Annotated in this window: 11 protein-coding genes; 9 read left to right on the top strand and 2 right to left on the bottom strand. The window is 73.3% G+C overall.

Translation table 11 applies throughout. From position 1 onward, the window contains the following. Positions 1-57: 57 nt before the first annotated feature. The 5 genes from Cs7R123_RS13555 (at position 58) to Cs7R123_RS40160 (ending at position 7,278) form a co-directional block, all read left to right on the top strand. Positions 58-2,127 (top strand): bifunctional diguanylate cyclase/phosphodiesterase, encoded by a 2,070-nt coding sequence (locus Cs7R123_RS13555; protein ID WP_212826577.1) that lies wholly within the window; start codon positions 58-60, stop codon positions 2,125-2,127. Positions 2,128-2,373: 246 nt separating this feature from the next. Next, entirely contained in the window at positions 2,374-3,156 is a 783-nt protein-coding gene (locus tag Cs7R123_RS13550) for a ComEA family DNA-binding protein (protein ID WP_244871810.1), read from the top strand. After that, the gene (locus tag Cs7R123_RS13545) at positions 3,156-5,675 is read left to right on the top strand and encodes a ComEC/Rec2 family competence protein (RefSeq protein ID WP_212826575.1); all 2,520 of its coding nucleotides are present in this window, start codon (positions 3,156-3,158) and stop codon (positions 5,673-5,675) included. The genes Cs7R123_RS13550 and Cs7R123_RS13545 overlap by 1 nt, the downstream gene beginning before the upstream one ends. Before the next feature lie 98 nt (positions 5,676-5,773). Next, positions 5,774-6,754, top strand: a complete 981-nt coding sequence (gene holA, locus Cs7R123_RS13540; protein WP_212826573.1) for a DNA polymerase III subunit delta — start codon at positions 5,774-5,776, stop codon at positions 6,752-6,754. Continuing rightward, complete coding sequence (locus Cs7R123_RS40160; protein WP_244871809.1) at positions 6,751-7,278, top strand: hypothetical protein; 528 nt, start codon at positions 6,751-6,753, stop codon at positions 7,276-7,278. Before holA ends, Cs7R123_RS40160 begins: the two co-directional genes overlap by 4 nt. 224 nt (positions 7,279-7,502) lie before the next feature. Here Cs7R123_RS40160 and rpsT read toward each other — a convergent pair whose 3' ends face one another. Continuing rightward, entirely contained in the window at positions 7,503-7,769 is a 267-nt protein-coding gene (gene rpsT / locus Cs7R123_RS13530; RefSeq protein WP_212826571.1) for a 30S ribosomal protein S20, read from the bottom strand. A gap of 141 nt (positions 7,770-7,910) precedes the next feature. Then, positions 7,911-8,879: a phosphotransferase family protein gene (locus tag Cs7R123_RS13525; protein WP_212826570.1), complete on the bottom strand. Its 969-nt coding sequence runs from the start codon at positions 8,877-8,879 to the stop codon at positions 7,911-7,913. Between the two features lie 96 nt (positions 8,880-8,975). Here Cs7R123_RS13525 and Cs7R123_RS13520 point away from each other — a divergent pair, with 96 nt between their 5' ends. From Cs7R123_RS13520 to Cs7R123_RS13505, 4 genes are all read left to right on the top strand, one after another. Continuing rightward, a complete protein-coding gene (locus tag Cs7R123_RS13520) occupies positions 8,976-9,554 on the top strand; it encodes a DUF4240 domain-containing protein (RefSeq protein ID WP_212826568.1) in 579 nt (192 codons plus the stop codon). Between the two features lie 244 nt (positions 9,555-9,798). Beyond that, positions 9,799-11,670, top strand: coding sequence for a translation elongation factor 4 (gene lepA, locus Cs7R123_RS13515; protein WP_212826566.1), 1,872 nt, complete (start codon positions 9,799-9,801; stop codon positions 11,668-11,670). Next, positions 11,670-12,170: an NUDIX domain-containing protein gene (locus Cs7R123_RS13510; RefSeq protein WP_212826564.1), complete on the top strand. Its 501-nt coding sequence runs from the start codon at positions 11,670-11,672 to the stop codon at positions 12,168-12,170. Before lepA ends, Cs7R123_RS13510 begins: the two co-directional genes overlap by 1 nt. Before the next feature lie 145 nt (positions 12,171-12,315). Further along, on the top strand, positions 12,316-13,503 hold the full coding sequence (locus Cs7R123_RS13505; protein WP_212826562.1) for a hypothetical protein: 1,188 nt from the start codon (positions 12,316-12,318) through the stop codon (positions 13,501-13,503). Position 13,504: the final 1 nt, after the last annotated feature.

Genomic DNA, 13,504 nt, shown 5'->3' with positions numbered 1-13,504 from the left:
CGTGCAGCACTCGGCGGGGCGGGCCGCAGGCCAGCCCGGAGGGGGGCACCCGAAACAATGCAGTGGCCGTCTTGGTGGCGGGCCGCCTTCGGCAAGCGGGGCAGGCGTGCCCGCCGCAGCGACCCCATCCGCCCGCGCCGCAGCCTGGGCATGACCGCCGCGCTCGCGGCCGTCCTGTGCGGGCTCGGCGCGTTCACACTGTGGGGCACCCTCCAGGCCACCAGGGCCACCGAGGCGCAGAGCCGGGCCCTGGTGCTCGACGCCATCTTCAGCGAGGCCAGCTCGGCCGTGGCCGTGCAGGAGATGCAGGCCCGGCACTACCAGCTCGAACCGTCGGTGGCCAGCCGGGAGAGATACCTCGACTCGGCCGCCCAGGCCGATGCCGCGCTGCGCCGGGCCGTGGAGCTGAGCACCGGGGCGGCCCAGCAGGACGCGCTGCGGCTCCAGGCCGAGCAGTCGGCGTATCGGCAGGCGGCCGACCAGCTCATCGTCATGGTCACCGACCGCAACCCCGACGCCGTCAAGCAGGACCGGCTGGAGGTCACCCCGGCCTACTACACGCTCCAGCACGACATCACCGAGGTGTCCCGGTCATACCACGCGCTGGCGCAGAAACGGGTCGCCGAGCTGCGCAGCGTACAGACCAGGATGTTCGCCGCGACGATGCTCGGCTTCGCGATCGGGCTCGCCCTGGTCGCCGCGATCTGGCGGGTCATGCTCGCCTACCAGCGCCGGGTGCTCGAACACGCCCGCGCCAGCCAGCGCCAGGCCCTGCACGACCCGCTCACCGGCCTGGCCAACCGGCTGCTGTTCCAGCAGCGGCTCGACGACGCCATCGAGGCGGCCGGGCCCGGCTCCGACCGGCAGCCGGCGGTGATGCTGATCGACATGAACGGCTTCAAGGCCGTCAACGACACCCTGGGCCACCACGCGGGCGACGAGGTGCTGGTGCAGACCGGCAACCGGCTGGGCAAGGTCTGCGGGGAGGGGGACACGGTCGCCCGGCTCGGCGGCGACGAGTTCGCCGTACTGCTGCGCAGCGTCTCCTCGGTCGAGGCGGCGCTGGAGATCGCCGAGCGGGCCGGCGGCGCGCTGCGCCGCAACTTCCAGCTGCCCGTCGGCTCCGCGGCCGTCAGCGGCAGCGTGGGCATGGCGCTGGGCGCCCCCGGCTGCTCCGCCGAGGACATGCTCCGCCACGCCGACGCCGCCATGTACCGGGCCAAGAGCAGCGGCAAGGGCGTCGCCCTCTACGACCCCGAGGTCGACATCGACCAGCCTGGGCGGATGGCGCTCTTCGCCGACCTGCGTACGCTGCTCACCGAGGGCGATCCCGACGCCCAGCTGGTGCTGTACTACCAGCCCCAGGTGCGCATCGCCGACGCCACCGTCCCCGCCGTCGAGGCGCTGGTGCGCTGGCGGCACCCGCAGCTGGGACTGCTGGCGCCCGACGCGTTCCTCGGCGTCGCCGAGACCGGCGGCCTGGAGATCCCGCTCACCTACCACCTGCTGCGCATCGCCGTCGCCGAGGCGGCGGGCTGGCACGCCCAGGGCCGGCCGCTGACGGTGTCGGTCAACGTCAGCCCCAACTGCCTGCTCGACGAGGCTTTCGTCGGGCAGGTGCGGGCCGCGCTCGCCGACACCGGCCTGCCGTCGCACCTGCTTCGGCTGGAGATCACCGAGAGCGGGATGACCACCGACCCCGACCGGGCGCAGGAGGTGCTGCGCCGGATCCGGCACGACGGCGTACAGGTGTCGATCGACGACTTCGGCACCGGCTTCAGCTCCCTCAACCAGCTCAAACTGCTCACCGCGGACGAACTGAAGATCGACCGGATCTTCATCCAGGAACTGGCCACCGACCCCGGCGACGCCATCCTGGTGCGCAGCGCCATCGAACTCGCCCACAACCTGGGGCTGTTCGTCACCGCCGAGGGGGTGGAGGACCTGACCGCGCTGAACATGCTGGCCGAGCTCGGCTGCGACCAGGTGCAGGGGTTCGCGCTGTCCCGGCCGGTCCCCGCCGACGTGCTGCGCGCCGAATGCGCCAAGGCGGAGCAGATCGCCCGCGCGGCCCTGAAACCGGCCCGCGGGACGATGACGACCACCGAGTTCGGGGCGAAGGTCTGACGCGCCGCCCTTCACGGCGACGCCGTCGGGGCGGCGGCCGCCCCGACGGGGCGTTGCGAATGCACCCGTCGGCGTCGGCGCCCTAGCACGGTCGTGCCGTGATCAGGCGGTCGTCCCCAAGCGGCAGGTTGTCCACAGGCGGTGCCGCGCGGCCATACCGGGCGGTGCCCGGCGTTCCTAACGTGGCCGCGTGCTGTCACTGCGCCCCAGCCGCCCGACGAGGCGGCCCACCGCCGGCTGAGAAGCGTGTTCGCCGTCCCGCAGTCGGCCCCGTCTGACGACGTGCCCGCGCCGGCCGGGTACGTGCCGCAGGCCGAGGAGGTGCCGCCCGACGGCGCCCGGCTGGCGCGTCCACCGGACGGCACGCTGCCGCAGTTCGGTGCCCTGCCCGGCGGCGATCCCGAGCCGGAGCAGCGGCCGTCGGCGCTGCCGGGGCGGTCGGCGTTCGACCCGGGACGGCGCGGGGTGCGGGCACTGGCGGCGGTCGCCGTGCTCGTGGTGCTGATCGCGGCATACCTGGCCTGGCAGGCGCGTCCACAGGCCGAGCCGGTCCCGGCGCTGGTCGCCGACACCGCCGCACCCCGGCCCACGGCGGCGCCCTCCCCGGCGGAACTGGTGGTCGCGGTGACCGGCCGGGTGCGGCATCCAGGTCTGGTACGCCTATCGCCCGGCTCCCGCGTCGCCGACGCCATCGAAGCGGCCGGGGGCGTGCTGCCCGGCACCGACCTGTCCACGCTCAACCTGGCCCGCCGCGTCACCGACGGCGAGCTGATCGCGGTCGCGGTGCCCGGCGCGGCGGCCGCCGACCAGGGCGGCGGCCCAGGGGCGGTGCCCGGCGGCCTGGTGAACCTGAACACGGCCACCCTCGCGCAGCTCGACGCCCTGCCCGGGGTCGGCCCGGTGCTGGCGCAGCGCATCCTCGACCACCGCGCCCGGCACGGCGACTTCCGCGGCGTGGGGGAGCTGCGGCAGGTCGAGGGCATCGGCGACGCCAAGTACGAGCAGCTCAAAGACCTGGTCACGGTCTGATGGGCGGCCGCGACCCCTCGGCGGGACCCGACCTGCGGCTGGCGCCGTTCGCGCTGGCCTGCTGGGCCGCCACGCTGACCGTCCTGCACACCGACCAGCGCACCGCGTACGTGCTGACCGCGACCGCCCTGCTCACCACGGTCCTCCTACTCGCCGCCGACCGCCTCCGCGCCCGGGTCGGCCGCGTCCAGGTCGACCGTGCCGCGGTCGGTCGGGGTCGTGCAGTTTCGGGGAAAGTGCGGGAATCATGGCGCCGATTCGTGCACTTTCCCCGAAACTGCACCCTGCTCCGGGGCACGGGGGGCGGCGGCGCGGGCGGCAGCCCGCGCGGGGGCGTGAGTGCGCGGGCGGGCGCGGGTGTCGGCGAGGGCGGGGGATCGGCGGGGTGGGGGTGGCGGTGGGTTGTCGCGGGGGCCTGCGCGGGGATCGCGTGCGGGGCGGTGGCGACCGGGGCGCGGCTGTCGGTGCGGGACGCGCCCGAGCTGGCCGCGCTGGTGCGGGAGCACGCGTCGGAGCAGGTGCTGCTGACCGTACGCGATGATCCGCGCGCGGTCGCCGGGGTGACCGGCCGGGACGCGACCTGGGTGGTGGTGGCCGACCTGGACGCCGTCGCGGGGCTGCGTACCGAGGCACGGGTGCTGGTGCTGGCCGCCGACGGCGGCTGGCAGGGGCTGCTGCCGGGCCAGCAGGTCCGGGCCCGGGTCCGGTTCGGACCGTCGCGCGGCGGCGACCTGCGCGCGGCGGTGCTGTCGGCCGACGCGGCCCCGCAGCCGCTCGGCCCGGCGCCGTGGGCGCAGCGCGCCGCCGGGGTGCTGCGGTCCGGGCTGCAACGGGCCTGCGCGCCGCTGGACGAGGCGACCGGCGGCCTGCTGCCGGGCCTGGTCGTCGGCGACACCAGCCGCATGGACCCGGAGCTGGCGCAGCAGTTCAAGACCGCCGGCCTCACCCATCTGAACGCCGTCAGCGGCAGCAACGTCGCCGTCGTCGTCGGGGCGGTGCTGCTGCTGGCGCGGTGGTGCCGGGCCGGGCCGCGGCTGAGCGCGGTGCTGTGCGCGGTCGCGCTGGTCGGCTTCGTGATCCTCGTACGTCCCTCGCCGAGCGTGCTGCGGGCCGCCGCGATGGGCGCGATCGCGCTGCTGGCCCTGGCCTCGGGACGGCCCCGCGCCGCGCTGCCCGCCCTCGCCGCGACCGTGGCGGCGCTGCTGGTGCTCGATCCGGAGCTGGCCGCCGACGCCGGGTTCGCGCTGTCCACCCTGGCCACGGCCGGGCTGCTGCTGCTCGCGCCGCCCCTGCGCGACGCGCTGCGCCACCGCCGGGTGCCGCGCGGGGTCGCCGAGGCGCTGGCGGTGCCGACCGCCGCCCAGCTCGCGTGCGCGCCGGTGATCGCGGGCATCAGCGGCACCGTCAGCCTGGTCGCCGTGCCGGCGAACCTGCTGGTCGTGCCTGCGGTCGCACCCGCCACGCTGACCGGGGTCGCCGCCGCACTGCTGTCGCCGGTATGGCCGCAGGCCGCGCAGTTCGCCGCCTGGCTCGGCAGCTGGCCCGCCCGCTGGCTGGTCACCGTGGCCCGGGTCGGCAGCGAACTGCCCGCCGCCACGCTGCCGTGGCCTGAGGGAGCGCCCGGGGCGCTGCTGCTGGCGGGCCTGACCGTGCTGGCCATGCTCGGCCTGCGCCGCCCCGTCCTGCGCCGGATCGCGCTGGTGCTGGCGCTGGCCGCCACCGTCGGCGCCCTGCCGGTGCGGCTGGTCGCGGGCGGCTGGCCGCCACCTGGCTGGATCGCGGTCTCCTGCGACGTCGGCCAGGGCGACGCCACCGTGCTCAACGCGGGCGGCGGCGCGGCGGTGGTCGTCGACGCCGGTCCGCTGCCCGGCCCGGTCGACGCGTGCCTGGACCGGCTCGGCGTACGCACGGTGCCGTTGCTGCTGGTCAGCCACTTCCACCTGGACCACATCGGCGGCCTCGACGGCGTGCTCGCGGGGCGGCCGGTCGGCACGGTGGTCACCACGGCCTTCCCGGAGCCCGCGAGCGGCCGCGACGCGGTGCTGCGCGACGCCGCCGCGCACGGCGTACCCGTGGTGGCGGCCCCGGCCGAGGGCGGCTGGACCGTGGGCGCGGTCCGGCTGACCGTCCTGCCCGGACCGGCGCTGCGCGGCACCCGCAGCGACCCCAACAACAACTCCCTGCTCCTGCTCGCCGAGGTGCGCGGGGTGCGGGTGCTGCTGGCCGGTGACGCCGAGACCGAGCGGCAGCGGGCGCTGCTGGACGCGGGGGCCGGACTCGGCGCGCAGGTGCTCAAGGTCGCCCATCACGGGAGCGCCTACCAGGCGCCGGAGTTCCTCGACGCGGTCGCGCCCCGGATTGCGCTGGTCAGCGTCGGCGCGGGCAACGACTACGGCCACCCCAGCCTGCCGGTGCTGGCGCGGCTGGCCGCACACGGGGCACGGGTGCTGCGTACGGACATTTCGGGCGACCTGGCGGTGCTGCTCGACGACGGCGTCCTGTCCGTGGCGACCGGATGAGGACCGCCACCCACACGAGGGGCGCGGGCGCAAGACGACGCGCCCGTTCGAGTGACGATGAAGGGTCGGCCAGGGGGGCGTGCGACTATAGCGGGGTGGTGAGCCAGGTACCGTCCCCCGCCCTGACACCCGTGGTCCTCATCCTCGGCGATGAGGAGCTGCTCGTCGCGCGCGCCGTGACCGACACCGCCGCCGCGGCCCGGGTCGTCGACCCGGCCGCCGAGCTGCGGGAGATGGACGCCGACACGCTGCTGGTGGGTGAGCTGGCCGAGGCGCTGAGCCCGTCGCTGTTCGGCGGCCGCCGCGTGGTGGTGCTGCGCAAGGGCCAGGACGCCAAGAAGGACGTCGCGGCGATGCTGCTCGACTACGTCAAGGCACCCGACCCCGAGGTGACCCTCGTCGTGGCGCACGCGGGCGGCGCCAAGGGCAAGGCGTTCGCGGACGCGCTGACCAAGGCCGGGGCCGAGGTCGTGCCCGCCGCGAAGATCACCAAGCACCGGGAGCGGGTCGACTTCGTCACCAGCGAGGTGCGCCGCCTGGGCGGGCGCTGCCAGGCCGACGCGGCCGAGGCGCTGATCGAGGCGGTCGGCCACGACCTGCGTGAGCTCGCCGCCGCCTGCGCGCAGCTGATCGCCGACACCGACGGGCGCGTCGACGCCGCCACGGTGGCGCGCTACTACCGGGGCAAGGCTGAGGTCAGCGGCTTCGCCGTCGCCGACGCCGCGGTGGCCGGGGACCTGCCGGCGGCCCTGGAGGCGCTGCGCTGGGCGCTGCACAGCGGCGTGGACCCGGTGCCGATCGCCGACGCGCTCGCCGACGGCGTACGCACGGTGGCGCGGGTGGCTTCGGCGGGGCGCGGCAACGCGTTCCAGCTCGCCTCGACGCTGGGCATGCCCGCCTGGAAGATCGAGAAGGCGCAGCGCCAGGCACGCGGCTGGACCCCGGAGGGGCTGGTCCAGGCGATGCGGGCGGCAGCCGACTGCAACGCCGCGGTCAAGGGCGGCGAGGAGGACCGCGGCTACGCGCTGGAGCGCACCATCGCCGCGTTCGCACAGGCCAGAGCGGGAGGATCGAGATGACGAGCACCATCCGGTCGCGCCGCGCCGGGATCAGTTCCGAGGAGGCGCGCACCCGGCCGCTCTACGCGCGGGTGCTGGGCCTGCAGTACGTACGCCCCAGCAACCTCATGTGCTTCGTGTTCTTCGAGGGCGCCGTCGCGCTGGCGGTGCTGCTGTCGCTGGCCGAGCTCACCAGCTGGTGGTCGGTGCTGGTGCTGCCGGTGTCGGTGGCCGTGATGGTGAAGGTCAACGACGTGATCGCGGGCGCGACCACCCGCTCCGGCGGCGACGCGGTCCGGCGGCCCGCCCGCGCCACGACGGGCCCGGTGGCTCCGTTGCGAGGCGCGGCCCCGCCGCCGGAGGTGCTGCCCGCCTACGAGGAGGGCTTCGCCGACGACGCCGGGACGGACCTGCCCAGCCGGTACGAGCGGCTGACCCGGCACGAGCAGGCGCCGGTCGAGCCGATCAGCCCCGCCGCCGAGGAGCCGTGGATCGGCAGCCCCGAACAGCGCGCCCGCCAGTCCGCGATGTACCGCTACGACTAGCCCCACCCCACCCCGGACAGCCCCGCCTTACGCCGCCACTCACGGGTCACGGCCGGCCAGAGCACCATGATCGCCGTCTGCGGTCGGTCTCTCGCCGCAGAGCGCACACAACGACCGCAGGCAGCGATCTTGCGGCGGATACGGCAAAAGCCGATGCCCGGCTCCTGTGGTCAGGAGCCGGGCATCGGCGATGCTGATGGCAGTGCCCGCGCGGGCACCGGGCCTCAGGCGGACAGCGAAGCCAGCTTCTTGGCGATGGCCGACTTGCGGTTCGCCGCCTGGTTCTTGTGGATCACGCCCTTGCTGACAGCCTTGTCCAGCTTGCGGGTGGCGTCACGCAGCAGCGCGGTGGCGTTGTCGACATCGCCGGAGGCAGACGCCTCGTGGAACTTACGGACAGCGGTCTTCAGCGACGACTTGACCGACTTGTTGCGCAGCCGGGCCTTCTCGTTCTGCCGGTTGCGCTTGATCTGGGACTTGATGTTCGCCACGCGACAGCCTCGTCCTGCTCGTTTCGGTTGATTGCTTAGGATGGACCGGCGCGTTAGCACCAGCCGCGACGTGCCAGGTTACCAGGTAGCCCGCGCATCGGCCAAAACGGGCCCATGCCTGCGGGCTGGTCGGGGGCGTTGTCAGCACCAGCCCTGGCGCCGTGACAGCCAGCCTACCGCGAGCCGCCCGTAGTACCGCTGGTGGGATCGGAGAGCGGGAGACTGCTCGATCTCCGGCTTGGCCCCGGCGTGCACGTAGTAGCCCGCGCACGCCGACAGCGCGGCGTCGAGCGCGTCGCCGGGCAGCCCGCGTGCCGCCGGGTGGGCGGCGAACAGCGCGTCCGTGTCGTGCCCGCCGACCTCGGCCGACAGCAGCAGGGTGACCAGGTCGAACCAGGCCGGGCCGCGGGACAGGAAGGCCCAGTCGCAGATCCAGGCCCGGCCGTCGGCGTCCAGCACCACATTGTCCAGCCGCAGGTCGCAGTGGAACAGTCCGGTCGCGGCGGTGCCCAGTTCGGCCAGCCGCGCCTCCAGCTCGCGCAGCCGGTCCAGCCGGGGCGCCAGTGCGGGGGCGAGCACCGCGAGCCGGTCGGGGTCGGCGTCGCGCCAGGTGCTCAGCGTGCTCTCGGCGATGGTGGCGAACGTAGCCAGCGGCAGGTCGTGCAGCGGCTCGGCCAGCACGGCGGCGGTGCGGGCCCAGGCGTCGAGGGTGGCGGCCAGTTCTGCCGGCTGCCACGGCAGCTGCGGCACCCGGGCGCCGGGGACCGGATCGAGGCACAGCACGACGTGGTCGGCCAGTTCGGCGTGCCAGCGCAGCCGCGCGGCCGCGGCCCCCTCGGGCAGGGCGGCGGTGTTGCGGGCCTCGTCGGTGTACGCGGTGGCCAGGTAGTGGTCGCGGTGGACCGCCTTGACGAAGTGGGTGCGTCCGTCGGCCGTACCCACGACGGAGGCGAAGCCCTGGGTGAAGCCCGCGCCGGTCCCGCCCGCCGTGACCACCGCGGCGCCCAGCCGCTGCTCGATCCCGGCCCGCAGGTCGGCCGGGAGCCCCGCCCAGGCCGGGCGGCGCGCGGTATCGGTGTAGCCCACCTCGGGCAGCAGCAGCTCGGTCATGCCGCCATGGTCGGGGTGGGCTGTGACGTGCACAACCGGGTTTCGGCCGCCGTGGCGGCACGGTGCCGCCCGCGCGAGGTGGCAGACTCTGCGGCTGTGGACACCGATCGGTTCTGGGCTCTGATCGAGCAGGCGCGCACCGACGTCGAGGGCGAACCCGGCGAGGACGGCGCGGCCCTGGCCAAGGCGCTCACCGCGCGGCTGGTGGAGCTGCCCGGGGCGCAGATCGAGCAGTTCGCGGCCGAGTTCGAGCGGCTGCGCGGCGCGGCCGACCGGTACGACCTGTGGGGCGCGGCGCACCTGATCGGCAGCGGCTGCACCCGCGACGGCTTCCTGGACTTCCGCAGCGGCCTGGTCGCCGCGGGGCGGCACTGGTACGAGGCGGCCCTGGCCGACCCCGACGCACTGGCCGGGCACCCCGCCGTGGCCGAGGCGATCGAGTGGAACGACGACAGCGCGATCTTCGCCGAGCTGGTCGGCTACGCCCCCGCGAACGCGTACCGGCAGGTCACGGGCGCGGAGCTGCCCGCCGTCGGCGAGACTGAGCCCGCCGCCGAGACCGAGCCCGCGGGCGAGCGCTGGGACTTCGACGACGACGCCCAGATGCGCCACCGCCTGCCCCGCCTCGCCTCGCTGACCATCGGCTGGCCCCCCAACGAGGGTTGCCGCTGCTGATCCGCCCTGCCGCCCGGCCCGCCGCCCCCACCCGCAAGATCAACCAACTTGCCGGGCAATCGGGGCAATAACGGCCCAAGATGCGCCCGATTGCCCGGCAAGTTGCCGCGATCTCGCCGCGATCTTGGGGTGGTCGGCGGGCTGGACGGCGGAGTGAAAGGCAGGGCCGAGCGGGCGGGTTCGGGGACATGGGAACATAGAGGGGGCGACCGCCGCCTTTCGCATGCTCACAGAACGGATCACCGTGCCTCCGCTGCTCGGATCGAACAAGCCCGGCGACACTGACCCGGCTGCCATCCGCAACTTCTGCATCATCGCGCACATCGACCACGGCAAGTCGACCCTGGCCGACCGCATGTTGCAGCTCACCGAGGTGGTGGACCCGCGCCAGATGCGGGCGCAGTACCTCGACCGGATGGACATCGAGCGCGAGCGCGGCATCACCATCAAGAGCCAGGCCGTGCGCATGCCGTGGACCGTCCGCGAGGGCGACCGGGCCGGCGAGCAGGTCGTGCTCAACATGATCGACACCCCGGGCCACGTCGACTTCACCTACGAGGTGTCGCGCAGCCTCGCCGCCTGCGAGGGCGCGATCCTGCTCGTCGACGCCGCGCAGGGGATCGAGGCGCAGACGCTGGCCAACCTGTACCTGGCGATGGAGAACAACCTCACCATCATCCCGGTGCTCAACAAGATCGACCTGCCTGCGGCCCAGCCGGAGAAGTACGCCGAGGAGCTGGCGCACCTGATCGGCTGCGACCCCTCGGACTGCCTGAAGGTGTCCGGCAAGACCGGCGACGGCGTGCCGCACCTGCTCGACGAGATCGTCCGGCAGCTGCCCGCCCCCAGCGGCGGCGACGCGAAGGCGCCGACCCGCGCCATGATCTTCGACTCGGTGTACGACGTCTACCGCGGCGTCGTCACCTACATCCGGGTCATCGACGGCAGGCTGGACGCCCGCGACCGGATCAAGATGATGTCGACCGGCGCCGTGCACGAGCTGCTGGAGATCGGCGTCATCTCGCCCGAGCCGATCAAGTCGCAGTCGCTGAGCGTCGGCGAGGTCGGCTACCTGATCACCGGCGTGAAGGACGTGCGGCAGTCGCGGGTCGGCGACACGGTGACGCTGAACGCCCGTCCGGCCACCGAGTCGCTGGGCGGCTACAAGGACCCCAAGCCGATGGTCTACTCGGGGCTGTACCCGCTGGACGGCTCGGACTACCCGGAGCTGCGCGAGGCGCTGGACAAGCTGAAGCTCAACGACGCGTCGCTGGTCTACGAGCCGGAGTCGTCCGCGGCGCTCGGCTTCGGCTTCCGCTGCGGCTTCCTCGGCCTGCTGCACCTGGAGATCATCCAGGAGCGGCTGGAGCGCGAGTTCGGCCTCGACCTCATCGCCACCGCGCCGAACGTGGTCTACCGGGTGGTGACCGACGACGGCAAGGAGGTCGTCGTCACCAACCCCAGCGAGTACCCGCACGGCAAGGTCGCCGAGGTGTTCGAGCCGGTCGCCCGCGCGACGGTGCTGACGCCCAACGAGTACGTCGGTGCGGTGATGGAGCTGTGCCAGGGCCGGCGCGGCATCCTGCAGGGCATGGACTACCTGTCGGCGGACCGGGTCGAGCTGCGGTACACGCTGCCGCTGGGTGAGATCATCTTCGACTTCTTCGACCAGCTGAAGTCCCGGACCAAGGGCTACGCCAGCCTGGACTACGAGCCCAGCGGCGAGCAGGCGTCCGATCTGGTCAAGGTCGACATCCTGCTCCAGGGTGAGCCGGTCGACGCGTTCAGCGCGATCGTGCACAAGGACAAGGCCTACGCGTACGGCACCACGATCGCGTCCAAGCTGCAGAAGCTGATCCCGCGGCAGCAGTTCGAGGTGCCGATCCAGGCGGCCATCGGCTCCCGGGTGATCGCCCGCGAGACCATCCGCGCCATCCGCAAGGACGTGCTGGCCAAGTGCTACGGCGGTGACATCAGCCGGAAGCGCAAGCTGCTGGAGAAGCAGAAGGAAGGCAAGAAGCGGATGAAGATGGTCGGCCGGGTCGAGGTGCCGCAGGAGGCGTTCATCGCCGCACTGTCCACCTCGGAGAACCCCGAGTCCGGCAAGAAGAAGTAGTGACGTTCGCGGGGCACTGCTTCCGCTGCGGCGCGGCCCTGTCGGCCGCGCCGCCCTGTGCCTGCGGCAGTTGCGGGTACGAGCACTACCTCAACGCCCGGCCCACCGTCAGCCTGATCATCCTGGACGGCGCGGGCCGGTTCCTGGCGCTGCGCCGGGCGCGGGCGCCCAGGGCCGGTCTGTGGGAGACGCCGGGCGGGTTCTGCGACGGCTGGGAGGAGCCCGCCGACGCCGCCCGCCGCGAGGCCCGCGAGGAGCTGGGCGTCGACATCGAGCTGGGCGACTTCGTCGGCATGTACCTGGGCGGGTACGAGTTCCAGGGCGAGCTGCTGCCGGTGCTGGACTGCTTCTTCTTCGCGACCCTGCCGGCAGGCGCGCAGCTGCTGGTCGACGCCGTGGAAGCCAGTGAGCACACCTGGTTTCCGCTGGCCGATCCGCCCCCGATGGCCTTCGAGACCATGGACCGCGCGCTGCGCGATGCGGTGGTCCGCGCGGGGTAGGCCGTTCGGCGAAGATCGCCGTACAAAAGGTCAAAAGCCGTAGTAACTGGGCAATGTACCCATCGTTACCTCAAGTGCAGTGTTTTGCCGCTTCTGCCCGATATGTACTGGGCGAGTCGGTTCCAAAGTCGCACAAGGAGTGACGATGCAGATGAAGAAGGCCGGAGTCGTCGCCACTGGCGCTCTCGCGACCGTGGCGATCATGGGGGCTCCTGCCGCCGCTGCGGCGCCCACCATGGACGCCTCTGCGCTGACGAAGGCCACCTCCCTCACCGAGGGCAAGAACAGCGCGATGCGCCAGGTCGGCGCCGGTCAGCTGCAGCTGGCTCGCGGTGGGTGGCAGGGTGGCTGGGACGCGCCGTGGGACGTGGACCCCCAGGCCCTGGTCGCGCTGCTCGACGGAACGGTGGTCAACGTGGCCGCCCTCCAGCAGTGTGGCTCCACCAGCGGCAACGTCGTCGGCATCTCGGTGCCGATCACCTCGCCCAACACCGTCGTCGCCGACAGCCACGACAGCGGCTACGGCGACGAGGACTCGATCGCCTGCGCCAACGGCAACATCAAGATCAAGCAGACCGACAACTACCCGCTGATCGGCGTCGGCAACGACTCGGCCGTGGGCATCCTCACGGTCCAGTCCTGCGGCTCGACCGACGGCCAGGTCGTCGGCATCACCGTGCCGGTCACCTCGCCGAACACCGTGATCGGTGACTGCACCAACGGCAACGTCGAGATCCAGGCGTCGCACGACTGGAACGACTCGGACCAGTGGGGCGGCGGCCACGACAAGTGGGGCGGCCACGAGCAGCACGGCTACGGCAAGTGGCAGGAGTCGGCCCGCACCGAGGGCACCGTCGACGCGACGGCCGTGGCCCGCAAGGCGCTGGTCAGCAAGGTCTCCGCGCTGAAGACCCGCGGCGGCTACGCCCAGATGGGCAAGTCGGCCCGCGTGGCGGCCCCGCAGGCGCGCGGTGGCGGCTGGGACGCGCCGTGGGACGTCGACCCGTTCGGCCTGGTGTCGGCGCTCAACGGCAGCTCGGTGCTGGCCGCGACGCTGCAGGCCTGTGGCTCGACCTCGCCCGACGCGATCAGCGTGGCGATCCCGATCACCTCGCCGAACACCGTCATCGGTGACTGCAAGAACGCGAACGTGAAGATCGACAAGGAGGGCCCGAAGGGCCTCATCTCCGCGCTCGACAACACCTCGCTGAACATCCTGCCGCTGCAGTCATGCGGTTCGACCAGCTCGAACATCATCGCGGCGGCCGTGCCGATCACCTCGCCGAACACGGTCATCGGCAGCTGCTTCAACGCCAACACCGTCATCGACTAAT

The sequence above is a fragment of the Catellatospora sp. TT07R-123 genome (assembly GCF_018327705.1).
GTDB lineage: Bacteria > Actinomycetota > Actinomycetes > Mycobacteriales > Micromonosporaceae > Catellatospora.
The sequence above is the reverse complement of the archived record's forward strand: the minus strand, read 5'-3'. Positions and strand labels throughout refer to the sequence as shown.